Raw genomic sequence first — 19,197 nt, 5'->3', positions numbered from 1 at the left:
TTTTTTACTCTGCTCGCAGTGCTGTCATCGGATCGATTGACGCAGCGCGACGCGCAGGCAGGAAGCCTGCCAGTATCGACGCTCCAGTCAGCAGCAATACGACCGTGCATAACGTCACCGGATCGTAAGCCTTCACTCCAAAGAGATAGCTGCTCAACACGCGCCCCACGCCCAGTGCGGCGACTACACCCAGCGCAGCGCCCACGGCGGCAAGGCGCAGGATGCGCGTCAGAATGATCTGAAAGACACCCGAACGCGATGAGCCCAACGCCATGCGGATACCGATCTCGCGCGTCTGCTGCGTCACCGAGTAGGACACCAGTCCGAAGATACCTACCGCTGCAAGCAGCAGCGCGAGCCCTCCAAAGAAGCCGAGCGTCAGCATGGAGAACCTTTCACTCGCAGAAGCGCTGCTTTCGAGAGTCGAGAGCGTCGTCACCTTTGCCATCGGCAACCCCGCGTCGAGCGAGCGCAACGCAACGCGCATGCCACCAATGACCGAGGCTGGATCGGACTGCGTGCGAATCACTACCTGCATCCTCGCCATCGACGGCCACACGTTCTGCGTATAAGGCTCGAACATCTCCGGCTCAGGAACTTCGCGCAGCGAGGTACGCTTCACATCCGCAACCACGCCGACGACCGTAGCCGGCACGCGCTGCGAAGGCACGATCACCTGTTTCCCCAACGCACTCTCGTGCGGCCATAGATGCTCTGCCATCGCGTGATTCACGATCGTTACCTGCGGCGCCGTAAGCGTGTCAGAGTCCAGGAACTCGCGTCCCGCAAGCAGAGGCGTACCCATCGCGGCAAACAGCTCCGGAGAGCCGATCGTGTAGTTCACGATCGGATAACTCGTGCCTTTCTTCGGAGCCGGCCTGCCCACCACGCGGATCACCGTCGACTCCGTTGCTCCACCCATCGGCACAGCCTCCGTGATGCCGAGCGCGCGCACACCTGGCACCGCGCGCAGCTGCGGCAGCGCCTTCTGGTAGAAGCGTGCGATCGCGTCGCGAGCCGAATAACCGCTCGTCGGCAGCGAAAGCGAGAAAGTCAGCACATGCTCCGGCCGGAAACCCGGATCGGTCGCGAGCAGCAGTGAAAAGCTCCGCACCAGCAGGCCTGCCGAGAAGACCAGCACAAGCGCAAGCGCCATCTGTGAGACCACCAACAGGCCACGCAGATGCGATTGCTTCGCGCCGGCACCCTGTCGTTGGCCACCGTCCTTCAACCCTCCTGCAAGATCCACACGCGTCGCTCCCAGCGCAGGAGCGAATCCGAAGATGATCCCGGTCAGCAGCGTCAGAGCTGCTGCAAAGCTCAGCACATGCAGATCGAGCGAGACCTCATGAAGACGCGGCAACTGCTGCGGACCGAGCCTCTTGATCGCCTCGATACCCAGCGCGGCCACAGCCACACCTAGCCCTCCACCGAGGAAGGCGAGCAGCAGACTTTCGACAAGCATCTGCTTCAGCAGCCTCGTCCGCCTTGCGCCCAATGCAGTGCGCAGCGTAAACTCGCGGCTCCGCGCAATGCCCCGCGCCAGCAGCAGCCCTGCAATGTTGAAGCACACCACCAGAAGAACCACGCCCACTGCGCCCAGAATCAGCAACAATGGCCGGCGCGCATCGCCTGCTATCTGCTGTTGCATCGGTGTCACCCGCGACTGCGACCATCCCTTCATCACCGGCCATGCGCGATCGATACGCCCGGCGAAGAGATTCATCGCGGCCTGCGCCTGCGGCACGGACACACCGCGCTGCAGGCGCCCCACAAAAGCCAGCTCGGAGGGAGTGTACGGGGGAGTCACAGCGGGCATCGCCATCGGCACCCATAGCTCACTCTCGGCGCCGAAGTCATAGAGAGCCGGCATCTCGCTGGCTCGAGGAAAACCGAACCCAGCCGGCATCACACCCACGACCGTATACGGCGCACCGTCCAGAGCGATGGTCTTGCCGACAACCGAGGCAGCCCCGCCGAAGCGACTGCGCCACACCGCATCGCTCAGCACCACCTCGCGCGCATTGCCGGGAGTATCCTCCTGCTGCGTGAACGTGCGTCCCAGCTCCGGCTTTACGCCAAGCGCGGGAAAGAACTCCCACGTCACCAGCGCGCCCTCAAGCGTTAATGGATCACCGTTGCCCGTAAGGTTGAAACGAGCTCCCTGGAACGCCGACAGGTACTTGTAGGTCGCCCGTTCCTTCTCCATCCAGCGAAAGTGATTCTGACCCCACGGATACACATCGAAACCACCTACATCGACACCCGCAGGAGGAATATTCCACGGGATCACCAGTGAGGCAGTATCTGGGTACGGCAGCGGCTTGAGCAGAACGGCGTTCACCAGGCTGAAGACGGCTGTCGTTGCGCCGATGCCCAGCCCCAGCAACAGGACCACCGTCACGGCAAAGCCCGGTGACGAGCGCATCTGTCGCGCTGCATACTTCACATCGGCAAGTATTTCTTCGAGCGTCCTCCATTGCCATACCTCGCGGCTGCGTTCTGCTGCCAGCGTGGCATTGCCGAAGGCTCTTCGTGCGCGCAGCTCAGCCTCTTCGCGACTCATGCCTTCCTCGCGCATAAGCTGCTCGCCGCGTTCCTCCATATGCTGCCGTATCTCTTCGGCAAGATCCTCTTCCACAAAACGGCGCTTCAGAAAAGCTGGAATCCTGAACATCGCAACCTCCGCAACAATGGGATTATTCGGAACGCAAAGCCCTCATCGGATCCACGCGTAGCGCCCGCAGTCCAGGCACAATCAGCGCCAGCACCGCAACCAGCAGGATCATCCCTGCCGCCAGCAGAGCGCGCCCCATGCCGAGCGGGGACTGCGTCGCGAGCATTCTCGCAATCGCACGGCCCAGCAGCGTCGCGCCCACTGCGCCTGCCGCAAGCCCGGCCAGCACTTCCAGCACAGTCCGACGCCCCAGCGCAATCAGGATCGACCCGCGCTGCGCGCCCAGAGCCACACGAATACCGATCTCCCGCGTACGCAGCGTCACCGCACGCATCACCAATCCGTAGAGACCGAGCGCCGTCAGCAGCAACGCCAGCATGGAGAATCCTCCCGAGAGCCACACCAGCATGCGCTCGCGGCTCAGGTCGTCGTCCGCGCGTGCGGCAAAGCTTCTGGCATTCACCACTGCTGTCGCTGGCAATACGTCCGTCGCAGCGCGATGCACGGCTTGCAGCGCCAGCTGCGTCGAAGACGCACGCACCAGCAGATCCGCATCCGTCGAAGGCGCATAGTCGGACAACGCATTGAGCCGAAAAAGCTCATAGAGCACGGGCGTCATCGGGCGACGCAGCGATACATATTTCGCATCTTCCGCAACGCCCACCACGCGGCACGATGCCTTCGGATCGAGCACCGTTCCATCCGGCTTGCCTTGCGTCGCGAAGTACACCACCCGCCCAAGCGCGTCCTCATCGGGAAAGAAGAACCTGGCAAGAGATTCACCCAATACGCAGACCCGCGCATCGCTCAGCATTTTTGGAGATTCTCCTTCGAGGAGCCGCGTGCCTGCCGCCGCAAAGTATCCCGGCGTCACGCTGGCGAAGAACATACTTCCGTCGCTGTGCACCGCTCCATGTCCATCCAGAGAGAAGGTGCGGCTCACTGTGTAGTGGCTCGCCAGCGGCAGCATGCCTGTGAATCCCACGGATTGCACTCCGGGCTGAGCCTCCAGCGCCGCCGCAAATCGCTGGAGAAATGCGTTCCCCTGCACGTCGGTCAGTTGCAGCGGTGTAAGATCCACCGTCACAGCCGCAGTGTTCTCGAAGACGAATCCCGGATGGCCCATCGTCAGCCGCATCAGCGTGCGCCCCAACAGCATCGCCGTGCTCAGCAGGCACAGGCTCAATGCCACCTGCAATGGGATAGCCCATCCTCCGGTTTGTCCACGGGATACGGTGCGGCTGGTCATCTGTGTCTCTGTCGCCGGCTCTGCGCCCGCGGCACGCACTGCAGGAATCAGTCCTGCCCCCAGTGCGACCAGGAGTGCGGCGCCCACATTCACCGCAACGATCACGGCGTTCGGCCGCAGCGCCAGTTCCTGCGGCCCGCCATTGCTCGACAGCATGCCGCTCAGCGCGTGGGCTCCAAGCCAGCCCGGCAGCACCCCGCCAGCCAGCCCGGGAGCGATCAGCAGCAGCGTCTCCACCAGCACCTGCTGCACGATGCGCCCACGCCGCGCTCCCAGCACCATGCGAAGCGCATATTCCTGCTGCCGCCCACTCACGCGCGCCAGCATCACCAGCGCGGTGTTGATCGAACACAACAGTAAGAGCAGGACCACCAGCAGCTCCAGCACAAACAGCGGGCTTCGGTACGTCGTCTTCATCCAGGAGAAGCCGCTGCTGCCGTCCTCGACTGCCAACCGCAGCATTTTGAAGAACTGCGCGAGATAGGTTCCGGCAGGATCGGCATCCTTTCGAAGCTGCGGCTCGAGCGCCGCCAGCTCCGCCTGCGCCTGCCTCAGCGATGCGCTGGGCTTCAGCCTGCCCATCACATAGAAGCCGAAGTGCTCGGGCCACACTCTCGTGGTGTCGTCCTTCTCCCAAAGCTGGTTGGCAAAATCGAACGGAACATACACTGCGGGGTGCGTGTTTGCCGTCAGCCCCTGGAAGACCGCAGGCATCACACCTACGATCGTCACCACGTGTCCGCTTACGTTCAGCGTCTTGCCGATCACGTCCTCGCGCGCGCCGAAGCGGCTGCGCCAGTAGGCATCGCTCACGAGTGCGACTGGCCTCTGCGCATCCTGTGCGGAAAATGCACGCCCCAGCTGAGGCTGGAGACCCAGCATGCCGAAGCTGTTGACCGTGAGCAGCTGCAGCCGCTCCAGGCTGGTCTGCCCATTCCTGGAGACCGGAACCTTTGCGTAGTCGGTCCACGCCAGCATATCCGTGCTGGTCTTCTGGCGCGCGCGCAGCAGTGTATAGAGCGGACCGCTCAGCCCGTGTACGGTATCGCCGTTGCGTAGCTCATAGACCACCAGCCGCCCGGGATCGCGCACCGGCAGGCCGCGCAGCACAATGTTCCACGTCAGCGTGAAGATCGCCGTGTTCGCGCCGATGCCGAGCGCCAGCGTCAACACCGCAACCAGCGTAATGCCGGGAGACTTCGCCAGCTGCCGCAGCGCATACTTCACATCGGCAAGCAATTGCTCCGTGCGCGGCCACTGCCAATGCTCGCGGCTGCGCTCCGCCGTAAGCGCAGCGTTCCCGAAGGCCCTCCGCGCACGCAGCTCAGCCTCTTCGCGCGAAAGACCTTCGCTCCGCATCAACTGCTCGGCGCGCTCTTCCACGTGGAGCCGCATCTCTTCGGCGAGCTCGCGTTCCATGCGCTTTCTTCCAAAGATCCGGCCCCAGATATTCATCGCCTTACTCCGACCTGAGCGCCCGCATCGGATCCACGCTCGCCGCGCGCAGCGCCGGCAGCAGCGATGCGAAAAAGGCAATCAGGCACAACGCCGCGAGCGCCGCCAGCAGCACCCATGGATCACGCGCGGAGGTGCCATAGAGGAATATCGCGATGGCCTTCGATGAAAGCACGGCCGCAATCAGACCAGCCACGCACCCTGCGCCCGCCACCCACGCATTCTCCTGGAAGACCAGCCGGATGACATTGCCTCGCGCCGCACCCAGCGCCATGCGGATGCCAATCTCGCTCGTCCGCCGCGCTGTGGCATATGCCAGCACGCCGTAAAGTCCGATACCCGTCACCAGCAACGCGCACACACCGAAGAAGCCAGCGAGCGTAGCTGTTGCACGCTGTGCCTGCGAGGCCTCGGACACCACCTCTTCCATCGAATTGAATTCCTCGACCGGAACTCCAGGAGCCACGGACCGGAGCACATCGCGAATCGCTGCGGCCAGCGGACCCACCGGCCCCGTGTAGCGAACCATTAGCGTAAAGTCAGGCTTCTTGAATGCGCCGTCTGCATTGATCGGCGAGTACACCATGGGAGGAGACGGTGCATTAAGGAGCGCATACTTCGCGTCTTCCACCAAGCCGACGATCGTTTGATGGCTCTCACTCTTACCCGTCCCTGAGAACAGCATCTTGCCCAGTGCATCCTGCCCCGGGAAAAACATCTGTGCCGCGGTCTGATTGATCAGGACATTCGTGTTCTTGCCGTTTAGTTCATCGGCTTGAAAGTCGCGTCCTTCGAGGATGCGTGTGCCCATCGCGGCAAAATATCCCGGCCCAATCGAATTCGTATAGTCATCACGATCGCCGCCACCGGGAGCGCGGTTCGTGCCCATCATCATGGTGCCGGAGAGAGGAGGCACGTTGGTATAGCCCACATGCCGCACCCCGGGGAGCACAGCGACCCTCGCCGAGATCTCGTCATAGAGATGCATCAGCGACGCTCCTTGGAGCGGCTGCTTATCGACACTCAACGTTACCTCGAGCAGGTTGTGAGGATTGAATCCCAGCCCGGTATGCACCATGCGATAAAGGCTCGTCCCCAGCAGGCCCGCGCCCGTCACCAGCACCATCGCCAGCGCGACCTCGAAGGTCAGCAGCACCTTGGGCAGCAGGCTGCTGCGCTCGCGCTTACCAGTACCCTTGGCGCCGTCTTTCATATGCTGCATCAGGTCGCCTGCCGTTGCCTGGAAGGCCGGAAGCAGCCCCACGAGCAACGTGGAGACCAGCGCACACCCCACAGCGAAGGCCGCCACACGCCAATCCAGGCTTGCATCCAGATGTACGCCCTTTCGCGCAAACAGATGCACCAGGGAGTGCCCAGCAAGCGGTGCAACAGCCAGCCCTGCCGCGCCTCCCAGCACTGCCAGCAAAAGGCTGTCTGCCATCAGTTGCTGCACAAGCCGCATGCGTGATGCGCCGATCGCCAGCCGTGTCGCAATCTCACGTTCCCGCGCCGTAGAGCGCGCCAGCAGCAGGCTTGCAAGGTTCACACAGGCGAGCACCAGCACCAGCAGACACAGCGCGAAAATCATCATCAAAGGGGCACGATATTCCGTGCGGAGCATCGAGAAGCCACCCGCGCCCGGCTCGATCAGGATGCGCATGGAACTCCGCGTCAACTTGAAAATCATCACGTCCGCAGGAATGGCTTCAGCAATCGCCGAAGCCGAGATGCTGCCCATCGCCGCGTCGGCCTTTGCGAAACTCACGCCCGGCTGCAGGCGCGCTCCCATGCGGATCCACCAGGTGCTAGCGCCACCCGTTATACCATCGAACGGCGCATCGATCAGCGATTCCGCGGTAATCGGCACATAGATCTCAGGCCGCTGCGAGGGATCCGCTCCGATGAAGGAAGCAGGCATCACTCCCACAACCGTGAATGTCACATCGTTGAGAATCATGTGCCGCCCCAGCACATAAGGGTCTTGCCCGAGGCGAGTCTTCCAGAATCCATCGCTGACAACGGCCGGATAGCCACTCTCGTGACCGTCCTTGCGATCGTCGTTCGGAGTCAGCGTACGGCCAAGCTCCGGCGCGACACCCATCGCGTGGAAGAACTGTCCACTCACCAGCGTGCTCTCCACTCGCGCGGTGGCCGAACCGTCACGGTATTTCAAATCACGCTTTGAGAAACCGAACACATCGCTGAAGACCTCGTGCCGCTTCTCCAGCGCCCGCAACAACGGTGCGCAGAAGCTGTACTTGAGCTGGTCGCCATTCAGCTTGAAAAGCACCAGCCTATTCGCCTCCGGCACCGGCAGCGGCTTCAGCAACAGCCCATTCAGCAGGCTGAAGACCGCCATATTCGCGCCGATGCCGAGCGTCAGCGTCAGCAGCGCAACAGCCGTAAACCCCGGCGTGCGGCGCAGCAGCCGCGCCGAGTAGCTCAGGTCGCGCAGCAGGTTCTCGATGCCCGGCCACTGCCAGGCCTCGCGCCCGCGCTCTTCGATCAGCGTGGCATTGCCGAAAGCCCGGCGTGCGCGCTGCTCCGCTTCTTCGCGAGAAATCCCATCATCACGCATCAGTTGCTCCGCGCGTTCTTCCAGGTGCGAACGCAGTTCTTCGGAATAATCGGCATAAATACCGCGGCGGCGAAATATACGTGAGAACCAGCTCATGCTCGCACCCTTGCTCTTTCTTAAAAAAAACTGTCACAGTTACAGTTACGAATTTGCGTTGCCGACTGTACCCAGAACCAGCGCGATGCCTTCGAACATCCGTTCAAAGCTCGTCCGTTCCTGCTCCAGATGTTTCAGTCCTGCGGCGGTAATGGTGTAGGTCCGCACCCGGCGGTTGGTCGACGAGATGCCCCACTCCGCCTTCACCAGCTTGTCTTTCAGGAGCCGCTGGAGAGCCGGGTACAGCGATCCCTCCTCGACCTGCAGGATCTGGTTCGAACGTTGCTGAATATGCTGCACCAGCGCATAGCCATGCGCCGGCTGCCGCCGAAGCGACTCGAGAATCATCATCTCGAGTGCGCCAGGAAAAAGATCACGGGAAGGTCGCTTCTTCGAAAACATAGGCATGGTGATAGTAGGCATAGACTAAAAAGGGGTAAGAAAGCTGTCAAGGTGACAATTTTGCGACCACCGGAGGCAACCACTCCGTCGCAGCCCAACTCCGAGTAATCGCTACCCGCAGCCCGTCCCCTGTTCTCCCGTCGTAGCAAGGATTTAGCATTCGCTGCACATTGTTTCGAGCTGCGAGACCATTTGTCCGCAGCCGTGTTTACCGGAAGGCAGTCGAAAAGGATACCCACATGAAAACCCTCCGCCGTCTCCTCCGCACCGCGGCCCTCGCACTCTCTGCTGCCGGGCTTCTTGCCGTGCATGCTGCGCCCGCACAGGCGCAGATCGGTATCTCGATCACCATTGCGCCGCCCGTGCTGCCCGTCTACGAGCAGCCCATCTGCCCAGAGCCGAACTACATCTGGACACCCGGCTACTGGGCCTGGGGACCCATCGGCTACTACTGGGTGCCGGGAACATGGGTCCTCGCGCCTTCACCCGGCCTGCTCTGGACGCCCGGCTACTGGGGATGGGGCAGTAACGCCTACATCTGGCACGCCGGCTACTGGGGACCGACGGTCGGCTTCTACGGCGGTGTGAACTACGGCTTCGGCTATCCGGGCACCGGCTTCTACGGCGGACGCTGGAACGGCGGCTATTTCAGCTACAACACCGCAATCGTGCGGGTGAACACCACCATCATCCGCAACACCTACATCGACCGCACGGTCATCGTGAACAATAACAACAACCGGGTCAGCTTCAACGGAGGACGCGGCGGCATCCAGATACGGCCCAACGCCGACCAGATGCGCGCCGAGCAGCAGCGCCGCTTCGGACCCACTGGCGCACAGAGCAACCAGGAGCGTTTCGCCCGCGATAACAAGGCCAACTGGGCCTCACAGAATCACGGACGACCCGCCGTTGCCGCGCTTGATCGCCCGGCCAACTCCGCTGCCGAATTCAACCGCGCGCGCCCTGGGGGCAATCCCGGAGTAAACCGGCCGGGAAATGCAGCACGCCCAGGAAATGAAGCGCGGCCCGGCAACAATGCCCGGCCCACCCCTGGAAACAACAACAACCGGCCGGGGAATGAACGTCCGGGTGGCGCTGTCCATCCGGCTCCGGGAAGCGGCGGCACACAACGCCCCGCACCGGGAGGCACAGCCAACCGGCCAGCACAGCGGCCCGCTCAGCCGCAGGAACGGCCACAACAGCAAACCAGACCTGCACAACAGCAGGCTCGGCCCGCTCAGCCGGCTGCCCGGCCTCAGCAACAGGCCCGGCCGCAACAGCAGGCAAAACCCCAGGAGCAGCGGCCTGAAGAGAACCGTCGTCCCCAGTAACTCGCTCGCAGTCCTAACCAGAAGCCCCGGCCACCAGCTGGGGCTTTCTGTTCGCGCGCGATCTCTCCTGCATCTCACTTCCTATCGACATCGAGGAGAGAGCCCGTGTTTTCAAAGAAGTCGCTCGTTATCAAGATTGCCTGCCTGTCCGTCTTCACCGTTGCACTGAGCCACGCGCAGCAGAGCACCCCACCCAGCAGCGATACCTCCGCCGCTCCGGCCCAGTCATCCCAATCCCAGCCGATGAGCAAGGACCAGCTCAAGGCGCAGAAGAAGCAGCAAAAGACGGAAGAAAATGCAGCCAAGCAGAACGCGAAGGCCGCAAAGAGCGCCGCAAAGGCCAAGGAAGCTCAGGACAAGGCAACACAGGAGCAGGAAAAGGCCGACCAGGCGAATAAAGCCGCTGCCCCGCAAAAGTAAATCAGAGACAGAAATGAAAACAGGCATCCAGGAGAAGCTGGATGCCTATTGTTTTGTTCTTTAAGCCTGATCTGTGCGATCAGATACGCATCGGCATGATGATGTAGCGGTAGCGATACTCGTCTTCCGCATCTTCCGGCCGGATCTGTCCTGCCGACTGAGCATCCTTAAACTCGAGCCGCACCTCGCCCGTGTTACCGATTGCCCGCAGAAAATCGATCAGGTAGGAGGAATTGAAGCCCACCACCAGCGGATCGAAGGCATACGGCGATTCGATGACGTCTTCCGATTCGCCCGAATCCGTCGACGAGGACGAGAGCTTCAGCTCATTCTGCTCGAGCCGCAGCTTGACCGCGCCCGAACGCTCATCGGCAAATTGCGCCACGCGCTGGATCGAGCCCATCAGGTCTTCGCTGCGCACGATCACGAACTTCGTATTCTCGCGCGGCATCACCGCTTCGTAATTCGGAAACTGCCCGGTCAGCTTGCGACTGGTCAGCACGCGGTGTCCTACGCGGAAGAAGAGCGTGTGGTCATCCTCGGCAAACTCGATCGTCTCAGCCTCCGTGTTCGAGAGCAGCGACTGCAGCTCGGCAAGAGCCTTGCGCGGAATCAGAGTCTTGCGCTCACCCGACACATTCGAAAGGGTTTCGCCGCCTTTTTCAATGAAAGAGAGACGATGTCCGTCGGTCGCAACCATCGCCAGCGATTCGGCCTTGAGGATCATCAGCGCGCCATTCAAGGTGTAGCGCGACTCCTCATTCGAGATGGCGAATATCGTCTTGGCAATACAGTTCTTGAGCGACGCGGCAGGGATGCTGGTCGCCGCGGTCTGCGGAAACTCCGGCACCTGGGGGAAGTTTGCGCGCGCCATGCCCACCATCTTGGTGTTCGAGCGGCCGGAGCGGATCTGCACCCAATGGTTGTCCATCAGTTTGATGGAGATGTCGCCGTCGCCGAGCAGCTTGATGTAGTCATACAGCTTGCGCGCCGGGATGGTGCACGAACCGGGCTTCTTCACCTTGGCCTTGCATGAGGTCTTCATGCTCTGGTCCAGGTCGGTCGCCGTGATGGTGATCTGGTCCTCGTCGGCCTCGATCAGAAAGTTCGAGAGGATCGGAATCGTCGTCTTGCGCTCAACAACGCTCTGCGTCGCGGTCAATTCCCGCAGCAGATCCTGACGGCTGATGCTGATCTCCATATTGGCACCCTGGCCGGTCACCGGCACTGAATTTTCGCTCTCGATACCCAGTCCTGTCGCTGCGCCTGACATACGGAACCCCCTCTGCGATTGCGCCCACTCTACACCACCCAGGGATGCCGCCGAAGCAGCTTCTGCCAAATGGGGCTGGCCACGGCTTCATTCTAGTAACAAACCGCTTTTCACCGCCCGGTGGAAAACTCGCTTTCAATCAGGAAATACAGACACTTTCCCGAACCGCCCTTCAGCGGATTCCGCCTTTCTCGCTGCCCGCCCGGAAACGGCTACGGGTACTACGAGTTTTTAGGGATATTTCCTCCGCAGTAACAGCAGATTGGCTAGGAAAAGTGGAAATTCAGGCCAAACCACGTTTCTGCACGCAGATAGGTTCGGTACAAGTTTTCCAAAACTCGTCTGGAAATTTCGCAAAAGCGGGAAGACCGGGTGGAAACCCTTCACACCCTCCCCGGGTTTTCCTTCTTCCACACAGGCCAGTTTGAAAATCGCGTGGAAAAACCTGTGGGTATCGTGGAAAACTCTCAAATCGTCAGATTTCATGCACGTTGCGGATATCCACTTCTTCCACAGAAAACGCCTTATCCGAACCTTTCACAGCCACCTGTGGGATCTTTGGAAAAATTTCCCCCGCTTCGCGGGAAAGCAAACCCAAAAAATCCAAAAAAAATCGCCCGGACCTAAAATCAGGTCCGGGCGATGGATCCAGCCTCGCCATTCCTAAGGCGGCGGCAAGGCTATTTCTTTTGGATTGCACTACTTCCAGTGCATCTATTTGGCGGCCTAATCCACGTCGTCCGCAATCACCGTGGTCATCTTGGAGGTGCTGGTGGCTGAGGCATTTGCCACCAGCATCGTGCGGACCGCACCGCTCGAAAAGGTAGTCGAGCTGATGGTGTAGGCCTTGGTAAGGTCGGTCACGCCTGTCGGCTCGATCACGATTTCGTAGGTTCCTGCTGGCTCATCCGTATACGCCATGGTGGAACCGGCTCCCAGGTCGGTCACCAGCGGCGTCAGGTCAGCCAGAGTGGTGGTCGTAGTGGTGGAGGTGGAAGTCGTGGTGGAAAGTGTTCCCGGCGTTACCAGGTAGACGTCCACGCCGCCCACGGCGCTGGCCTCCTGCACAATTCTTAGTGCAAAATCGCTGGAGGGAGCCGTTGCTGTCTGGTCGGTCAGCAGCGTGGCCGTCTCTCCTGTACCGTTGTCGGTCAGCAGCAGAGAATACTGCCCGCCTGCGGCCAGCGTGCCCGTCACCTGCGCATCCACGGGCGTGGTCTTGCCCGTGGGATAGACCTTGATCGTCGTCGAGCCCGAGGCCACATCGCCGTAGTTCGAAATTCCGGGTGCGCCCTGATTGCTGACAATCTCCGTGCCGTTGACGTACATGTCCACGCCCTGGGCGTTTGTGCTGGCATCGATCATGCGCAGCAGCGTCGACTGGGAGGTTGTCTGGACCGATTCGCATCCGGCGAGCGCCATCGCGCCCACTGTCGCCAGCACCGCTGCTGCCTGCCTCGTTGTTCTGCTCATCCGCACCGCGCGCCAGCTCCCGGAAAAGAAAGTCCTCCCCGGCAGCCTTTGGCCTTTGGAAGGACCGGCATTTCGGGGTTGCGCGCTTATGTTACCGAAGTTTCCAGCGAAGAGATATTCCCAACTTGGGGGATGAGGCGAAGAGCCTTGTGCGCGATCAAAATCAAGCAAAATCAACCGATTCCGCTCGCATGAGCAGGTGCTGGCATAGCTCAAACCTTGCACCGAAGTAACTTCTTCTGCCGAGTGCTTAAGCCGCGTTGGCCATGTAGACGAACCGCGCCAGGAAGAGCACGGCCAGCAGGTAAAGCAGCCAGTCCTGTTTGCGGAAACGCCCCGTGAGCAGATGGACGCAGGCATAGGCGATAACCCCGAAGCCCAGCCCGTTCGCGATCGAGGCCGAGAGCGGGATCATGATCAGCGTCAGGAAGGCGGGAATCGCGGCCAGGGGATCGGTCCATTCGATCTCGGTGACCGTCGCCAACATCAGGCTGCCCACGATGATGAGCGCGGGCGCCGTCGCCGCCGTAGGTATGATGCCGACCAGCGGCGCAGCTCCCAGCGCCAGCAGGAAGAGCAGCCCGGTTACAATGGCCGTCACGCCGCTGCGTCCACCCGCAGCCACACCCGCGCTAGACTCCACATAGCTGGTCACGGTCGAGGTCCCCGTCAGCGAGCCCAGGACCGTCGCCGCCGCATCGGCAAAGAGGATGCGGTTCAGCCGCGGAATCGAGCCGTCTTTTTCGATCAGCTCGGCCTTCTTCGCCACCGCCACCAGCGTGCCAAGGTTGTCGAAGAGGTCCACGAAGAAGAAGACGAAGATGATCTCAAGCAGTCCCACGTGCAGCGCCGAACGGATATCGAGGCGAAAGGCGGTCAGGGTCAGCGCCGAGAGTTTGTATGAGGACACCTTCCAGTGCACGAGATGGAAGGGTACCGCGGCGATGGTGATCGCCAGCACGCCAATCAGGATAGCCCCGCGCACCCGCCACACCTGCAGTACGCCGATCACGACAACGCCGATCAATGCCAGCGCTGTCTGCGGATCGCGCACGTTGCCCAGAGTTACCAGCGTCGCCGGAGCCGCAGTGATGATGCCTGCGTTGTGCAGTCCGATAAAGGCAATGAATAGCCCGATGCCGCCAGCGACCGCCGCGTACAGCTCCTTGGGAATGCTGCGCAGGATGAGCTGCCGGATGCCGACCGCCGTGAGCAGAAGGAAGGCGATGCCCGAGATGAAGACCGCGCCCAGCGCCGTCTGCCATGGGACGCCCATCTTCAGGACTACCGTGTAAGTGAAGTAGGCGTTTAGTCCCATGCCCGGCGCGAGCGCCACCGGGTAGCGCGCGATGATGCCCATCAGCAGGCATCCGAAGGCCGCTGAGAGGCAGGTGGCCGCGGTCACCGCGGGCAGCGGGATACCCGCCTGGGCGAGAATCGCCGGGTTCACCAGGATGATGTACGCCATGGTGACGAAGGTCGTCAGACCGGCAAAGAACTCTGTCCGCCAGTTCGTCCCCAGGCGGGAAAACTCAAAATAGCGTTCGAGAGCAGCGCGCATGGGCTTCAATAAGGCCCATCAGAACACAGCGGGGAGGAAATCCAATGCGGAATTCTTATCCTGAAGATCTGTCATTCCGACCAGCGTGAGCAGCGTGAGCAGCGCGAGCAAAGCGGGGAACCTGCTGTTCTCCTGCATCCACAAGGATGAATATGCTCATCCAGGCTCCGCTTGGGCGTGAACTAAAACCCCGCCCGCCCCAGCAGCCGCTGGTTATAGCGATGCGCGGCCCACGCGCCCCAGATCATCGAAACCGGCCAGATGATGAACCCCGCATGCCCCAGCGTGATCACGAACAGGGGAATCGAAACGATGATCATGAGGATGGCGCCGGGGATAGTGCTGTAGAGCATCCCCAGCGGGCCAAGGAAGAAAGTCAGCACCAGGCTCAGCGCCACGCTTTTGGTGCGCGCCACAATCACCGGCGGATACGGCGGAATCTGGCTCATGCAAGCTCCTGCGGGTAAGAGTACCGCAGACTCGTGCCGGTTGCCGCAACTCATCGCTTATCGCGACCAGTGGGTGCGGGCGCCAATGGCGAATGGCCTGGACAGCCAGTCCCGCGCCATGCGCAGTGGCTGGTAACCTTGAAACAAGGCCTTTTATCGAATGAGCACATTGAAAGCCGTGCGCGGCACACGCGATCTCCTGCCGCCGGAAACCGAACTCTGGAACCACGTCGAAGCCACTGCCCGCCGCGTCTTCGGCCACTATAACTTCGGCGAAATCCGCACCCCTCTCTTCGAGGACACGAGCCTCTTCGCCCGCGGCGTGGGCGAGGAGACGGACATCGTCTCGAAGGAGATGTACACCTGGGAGGACCGCGCGCGTGCGCAATCGGAAAAGGCGCAGTCGCTCACGCTGCGTCCCGAGAACACTGCCGGCGTGGTCCGCGCCTACATCGAGCACAAGCTCGGCGATACGGGCCTGCTGCAGAAGCTCTTCTACATCGGACCGCAGTTCCGCCGCGAGCGCCCGCAGAAGGGCCGCTATCGCCAGTTCTGGCAGATCGGCGCCGAGGTTATCGGCCCCATCAGCGCCGGTTCCGAATCGCCGCTGCGCGATGCCGAGGTCCTCGAAATGCTCGCGACCTTCCTGAACGAGCTGGGCATCGAGGGATGGACGCTCGAGATCAACTCCGTCGGCTCAGCCACTGATCGCCCGCGCTACATCGCAGCGCTGCGCGAGGCGCTTGCGCCGGTCAAGCACCTGATGTGCGAGGACAACCAGCGCCGCGCCGAGACGAATCCCCTGCGCGTGCTCGATTCGAAGGACCCGAACGATCAGGAGCTCATCAACAACCTGCCCAAGATCGCCGACTATCTCGATGAGGAGTCAAAGGCGCACTTCGAGCAGGTGCTGGCCGCGCTCGACGCCTGCGGCGTGCCGTACCGCGTAAATCCGCGCCTGGTGCGCGGCCTCGACTACTACACGCGCACGACATTTGAGTTCACGCACGGTGGCCTCGGCGCGCAGAATGCGCTGCTTGGCGGCGGACGCTATGACGGGCTATCCGAGAACATCGGCGGACCGAAGGCTCCGGGCATCGGCTTCGCTATGGGCGAGGACCGGCTGATTCTCACACTGCAGGCAGAGCGGCAACAGACCGCGACGCTCGCCGACTACTACATCGCGCCGCTCTCCATCGCGCAGAACCCCGCAGCGCTGGAACTCGCGCGCGAGCTGCGCCGCAAAGGCCTGCGCATCGAGATCGGCGATGGCAGCTTCCGCCTGAAGAAATCCTTCGAACTGGCCAACAAGCTGGCAAAGAAGATCATCCTCCTCGGCGAAGATGAAGCCAGCACCGGCATTCTCACGGTGAAGGATTTTGCGACGGCGGAGCAGACAAAGGTGGCACGCGCGGAGATTGTCTAAGAGAACGAATGTTGTGACACAAAGCAAACGGCGGAGCCAAGAGGCTCCGCCGTTGTGTTTGTCCACGCAAGCCCTCACTCACACCGGATCGCCCGTATCGGATTGATCCGCGCGGCCCGCACCGCCGGCACCAGCGATGCCGCAGCGGCCACGATGGCCAGCGCCAGCACGGCCAACGCCAGCACCATGGGATCGTGCGCGCTGGTGGCGAAGAGAAAGTTCAGGTGCGTGAGTACCCGCGCCGCAAACAATGCCAGCAGGAGGCCCGCAGCCACACCGGTCAGTGCGAGCATCGCGTTCTCACGGAAGATCAGGGCCACTACCCGCTCCCTCTGCGCGCCCAGCGCGATCCGGATGCCGATCTCGCTCGTGCGCCGCGCGGTCGCGTAGGCCAGTGTGCCGTAGAGCCCAATACCTGTAACCAGCAGAGCTACAGCGGCGAAGTAAAGCGCCAGCAGCACCATCACGCGCTCGGTGGCGAGAGCGTTGTCCACCGTCTGGTACAGCGAGGTCAGCGTGGGCGCTGCAATATCCGGTGCCACGCGCCGCGTCACATCGCGGGCCGCGGCCAGCAGCGGTCCCAGCGGAGCCTTCGTGTCGGCCATCCTCACCATGGCGTTGTACGAGCTGAAGGGGTCGATATTCTGCGCGATCGTCAGGTACACCGTTGCCGGAGCAGGCGCATGCACGTCGTTGTACTTCGCATTCCCCACCACAGCGATCACCTCGTACGCAAGCATCTTGTCGCTGTGGGCGTCTTTGCGCGTGATGTGCAGTCCGATTGGATTGCGATTCGGAAAGAGCAGCTTTGCTGCCTCCTGGTTGATCACCGCTTTCAGGCTGGAAGAAGCGCTGTCCGAAGCCGAGAAGTCATGCCCGGTAAGCATCGCGATACCCGAGGTCGAAAAATAACCCGGAGCCACCACGTTCATCCAGATGTCCTTCTCTGTTTTCTCGCCCTGCGGAGTGAATCCCTGGTCCCAGCTCATCCCCATGAAAGGCGAAATCAGAACGAAGCTCACGCTACGGACACCCGGCTGCCGCGAGAGTCCTTCGCCGATCTCCTGGTATCGTCGCGCCAGCGCGTCTCCGTGCAGCTTCTCCGTCTCCATGTTGAAGCTGAGCAGCTCGAGTCCCTTCGGGTCGTAACCGATGCCTGAGCGATAGAGCCGTACCAGGCTCGCCGCCAGCAGTCCTGCGCCGATCAGCAGGATCAAAGCAAGGCCGACCTCCGAGGCCATCAACATCTTTGGCAACAGCGCTCGCCGCGTGTAATCGCGCGATGCATGCTGGCCTTCTTTCAGATGTTCGTTCACGCTGCCGCCAGTCGCTCGCAGTGCCGGCAACAGGCCGGTCAAAAGCGTCAGCACCGCCACCAGTAGCACCGCGAAGGCGAAGACTCGCAGGTCGAGCGAGGTATCGAGATGCGGAGCCGCAATGGAATTGTTCGCCAACAGGATGGCAGAGAGCGAGTGGCTGACCAGGGGTGCGAAAGCCAGGCCGATCGTCGTGCCCGCGATGCCCAGCAGCAGGCTCTCGATCAACATCTGCTGCACAAGCCGTATGCGCGCCGCGCCCAGCGCCAGCCGCGTGGCCAGCTCACGCTCGCGCGAGGCGCCGCGTGCCAACAGCAGGCTTGCAAGGTTCAGGCATGCCAGCAGCAGGATGCCGCCGCACATGGCGAAGACGACGTAAAGCGGATTTGCGAACTGCAGACGCATGTAGGTGAATCCGCGATTGCCGGCTTCCGCATTAAATTGGAAATGGTCTTTCAGAGACTGCTTGATCCACCCCGCATCCGGCACACCTTCGCGAAGAATAGGCTCTGTCTCGGTCTGCAGTGCCGCACTCGCCTGTTGCAGAGTGACGTTTGGCTGACGACGCCCCATCACCGAGAGCCACCACCCGTGATAGCCGGCCTTTGTCATGCTGTTTTCCGGGTTGAATAGCGGCTCGGTCGCCAGTGGGATAAAGAAGGCCGGCCGGTCCGTCGGGTCCGCGCCATAAAAGCCCTTCGGCATCACGCCTACGATGGTGAACATGAGTTTGCTCACTTCGAGCGTCTGTCCAAGCACGGCAGGGTTGCCACCGAAGCGCTGCTGCCATGTGTCGTAGCTCAATACGAGAGCCTGCACCGGTGCGCCCGGAGTGTCATCCTGCGGTGTAAGTGCGCGGCCCAGCACAGGCCGCACCTCGAGGCCGGAAAAATACTCTCCGCCTACCATCTGTCCCGGCATCGCTTCGATGCCGCCGTGCATGCGTACATTAAACGGATAACGGCTGAAGGCGAAGACCTGCTGGAACACGTCATGCCGGCGCTCCAGGCTGCGGAAGAACGGCGATGCAAGGCTGTACTGTGGCCCTTCGTCCCGCGGTCCCGCATCGATGCGAATCACCGCCAGCTCGTCGCTATGCGGCACTGGCAGCGGGCGCAGCAGCAGTGCGTTAATCATGGAAAAAATGGCCATGTTTGCGCCGATGCCCAGCGCCAGTGTCAGCACGGCCACGGTCGTGAAGACGGGTGACTTCCGGAGCAGCCGCAGCGAGAAGACCACATCCCGCTTGAGCTGTTCGAAGCTGCGAAACTGCCAGAGTTCGCGCAGCCGCTCGTGCCAGCGTGCCTCGCTGCCGAAGCTGCGCCGTGTTGCGGCCTCGGCAGCGCCCGGCGGCACGCCTTCGCGCAGCATCTTCTCGCGCATCATCGTCTGGTGAAAGGCAAGTTCTTCAGCCATATCCCGATCCATACGCTGCTTATGGAAGAGCGCCTTGAGCCTGAGACGGAATCCGTGCATGCCGTGGGACAT

The 19,197-nt window shown here is 61.8% G+C and carries 13 protein-coding genes; 3 read left to right on the top strand and 10 right to left on the bottom strand.

Annotated elements, in window-relative coordinates; all coding sequences use genetic code 11:
* Positions 1 to 4 precede the first annotated feature (4 nt).
* The 4 genes from QM649_RS07250 to QM649_RS07235 are packed head-to-tail and all read right to left on the bottom strand — an operon-like array spanning position 5 to position 8,457.
* The gene (locus tag QM649_RS07250) at positions 5 to 2,677 is read right to left on the bottom strand and encodes an ADOP family duplicated permease (RefSeq protein ID WP_415198353.1); all 2,673 of its coding nucleotides are present in this window, start codon (positions 2,675 to 2,677) and stop codon (positions 5 to 7) included.
* Between the two features lie 22 nt (positions 2,678 to 2,699).
* Positions 2,700 to 5,381 carry an ABC transporter permease gene (locus QM649_RS07245; RefSeq protein WP_415198352.1) on the bottom strand — a complete coding sequence of 894 codons (2,682 nt, stop codon included), beginning with the start codon at positions 5,379 to 5,381 and terminating at the stop codon, positions 2,700 to 2,702.
* Between the two features lie 4 nt (positions 5,382 to 5,385).
* Positions 5,386 to 8,055: an ADOP family duplicated permease gene (locus QM649_RS07240; RefSeq protein ID WP_415198351.1), complete on the bottom strand. Its 2,670-nt coding sequence runs from the start codon at positions 8,053 to 8,055 to the stop codon at positions 5,386 to 5,388.
* A 45-nt stretch (positions 8,056 to 8,100) separates the two neighbouring features.
* Positions 8,101 to 8,457: a PadR family transcriptional regulator gene (locus tag QM649_RS07235; RefSeq protein WP_415198387.1), complete on the bottom strand. Its 357-nt coding sequence runs from the start codon at positions 8,455 to 8,457 to the stop codon at positions 8,101 to 8,103.
* Positions 8,458 to 8,696: 239 nt separating this feature from the next.
* Between QM649_RS07235 and QM649_RS07230 the strand changes: the two genes are divergently transcribed.
* Both QM649_RS07230 and QM649_RS07225 read left to right on the top strand, forming a co-directional pair.
* Positions 8,697 to 9,791, top strand: coding sequence for a YXWGXW repeat-containing protein (locus QM649_RS07230; RefSeq protein WP_415198350.1), 1,095 nt, complete (start codon positions 8,697 to 8,699; stop codon positions 9,789 to 9,791).
* 105 nt (positions 9,792 to 9,896) lie between these two features.
* Positions 9,897 to 10,211 carry a hypothetical protein gene (locus QM649_RS07225; protein WP_415198349.1) on the top strand — a complete coding sequence of 105 codons (315 nt, stop codon included), beginning with the start codon at positions 9,897 to 9,899 and terminating at the stop codon, positions 10,209 to 10,211.
* A 79-nt stretch (positions 10,212 to 10,290) separates the two neighbouring features.
* Here the strand turns inward: QM649_RS07225 and dnaN are convergent, their stop codons facing one another.
* The 5 genes from dnaN to QM649_RS07200 form a co-directional block, all read right to left on the bottom strand.
* Positions 10,291 to 11,484, bottom strand: a complete 1,194-nt coding sequence (dnaN, locus tag QM649_RS07220; RefSeq protein WP_415198348.1) for a DNA polymerase III subunit beta — start codon at positions 11,482 to 11,484, stop codon at positions 10,291 to 10,293.
* A gap of 475 nt (positions 11,485 to 11,959) precedes the next feature.
* Complete coding sequence (locus QM649_RS07215; protein WP_415198347.1) at positions 11,960 to 12,184, bottom strand: hypothetical protein; 225 nt, start codon at positions 12,182 to 12,184, stop codon at positions 11,960 to 11,962.
* Between the two features lie 26 nt (positions 12,185 to 12,210).
* The gene (locus QM649_RS07210) at positions 12,211 to 12,957 is read right to left on the bottom strand and encodes a DUF4397 domain-containing protein (protein ID WP_415198346.1); all 747 of its coding nucleotides are present in this window, start codon (positions 12,955 to 12,957) and stop codon (positions 12,211 to 12,213) included.
* 250 nt (positions 12,958 to 13,207) lie between these two features.
* The gene (locus QM649_RS07205; RefSeq protein ID WP_415198345.1) at positions 13,208 to 14,518 is read right to left on the bottom strand and encodes an NCS2 family permease; all 1,311 of its coding nucleotides are present in this window, start codon (positions 14,516 to 14,518) and stop codon (positions 13,208 to 13,210) included.
* Between the two features lie 182 nt (positions 14,519 to 14,700).
* Positions 14,701 to 14,967 carry a hypothetical protein gene (locus QM649_RS07200; RefSeq protein WP_415198344.1) on the bottom strand — a complete coding sequence of 89 codons (267 nt, stop codon included), beginning with the start codon at positions 14,965 to 14,967 and terminating at the stop codon, positions 14,701 to 14,703.
* A gap of 160 nt (positions 14,968 to 15,127) precedes the next feature.
* Between QM649_RS07200 and hisS the strand changes: the two genes are divergently transcribed.
* Positions 15,128 to 16,393 (top strand): histidine--tRNA ligase, encoded by a 1,266-nt coding sequence (hisS, locus tag QM649_RS07195; RefSeq protein WP_415198343.1) that lies wholly within the window; start codon positions 15,128 to 15,130, stop codon positions 16,391 to 16,393.
* A gap of 74 nt (positions 16,394 to 16,467) precedes the next feature.
* Here hisS and QM649_RS07190 read toward each other — a convergent pair whose 3' ends face one another.
* Positions 16,468 to 19,197: an ADOP family duplicated permease gene (locus QM649_RS07190; RefSeq protein ID WP_415198342.1), complete on the bottom strand. Its 2,730-nt coding sequence runs from the start codon at positions 19,195 to 19,197 to the stop codon at positions 16,468 to 16,470.

It is taken from the genome of Silvibacterium sp. (assembly GCF_047605705.1).
GTDB lineage: Bacteria > Acidobacteriota > Terriglobia > Terriglobales > Acidobacteriaceae > Silvibacterium.
This window is presented reverse-complemented; position numbering and strand designations above follow the sequence as displayed.

Coding starts and splice junctions, on each gene's coding strand:
- QM649_RS07250 (WP_415198353.1), bottom strand. CDS start 2,677: ATGTTCAGGATTCCAGCTTTTCTGAAGCGCCGTTTTGTGGAAGAGGAT.
- QM649_RS07245 (WP_415198352.1), bottom strand. CDS start 5,381: ATGAATATCTGGGGCCGGATCTTTGGAAGAAAGCGCATGGAACGCGAG.
- QM649_RS07240 (WP_415198351.1), bottom strand. CDS start 8,055: ATGAGCTGGTTCTCACGTATATTTCGCCGCCGCGGTATTTATGCCGAT.
- QM649_RS07235 (WP_415198387.1), bottom strand. CDS start 8,457: ATGTTTTCGAAGAAGCGACCTTCCCGTGATCTTTTTCCTGGCGCACTC.
- QM649_RS07230 (WP_415198350.1), top strand. CDS start 8,697: ATGAAAACCCTCCGCCGTCTCCTCCGCACCGCGGCCCTCGCACTCTCT.
- dnaN (WP_415198348.1), bottom strand. CDS start 11,484: ATGTCAGGCGCAGCGACAGGACTGGGTATCGAGAGCGAAAATTCAGTG.
- QM649_RS07210 (WP_415198346.1), bottom strand. CDS start 12,957: ATGAGCAGAACAACGAGGCAGGCAGCAGCGGTGCTGGCGACAGTGGGC.
- QM649_RS07205 (WP_415198345.1), bottom strand. CDS start 14,518: ATGCGCGCTGCTCTCGAACGCTATTTTGAGTTTTCCCGCCTGGGGACG.
- QM649_RS07200 (WP_415198344.1), bottom strand. CDS start 14,967: ATGAGCCAGATTCCGCCGTATCCGCCGGTGATTGTGGCGCGCACCAAA.
- hisS (WP_415198343.1), top strand. CDS start 15,128: ATGAGCACATTGAAAGCCGTGCGCGGCACACGCGATCTCCTGCCGCCG.
- QM649_RS07190 (WP_415198342.1), bottom strand. CDS start 19,197: ATGTCCCACGGCATGCACGGATTCCGTCTCAGGCTCAAGGCGCTCTTC.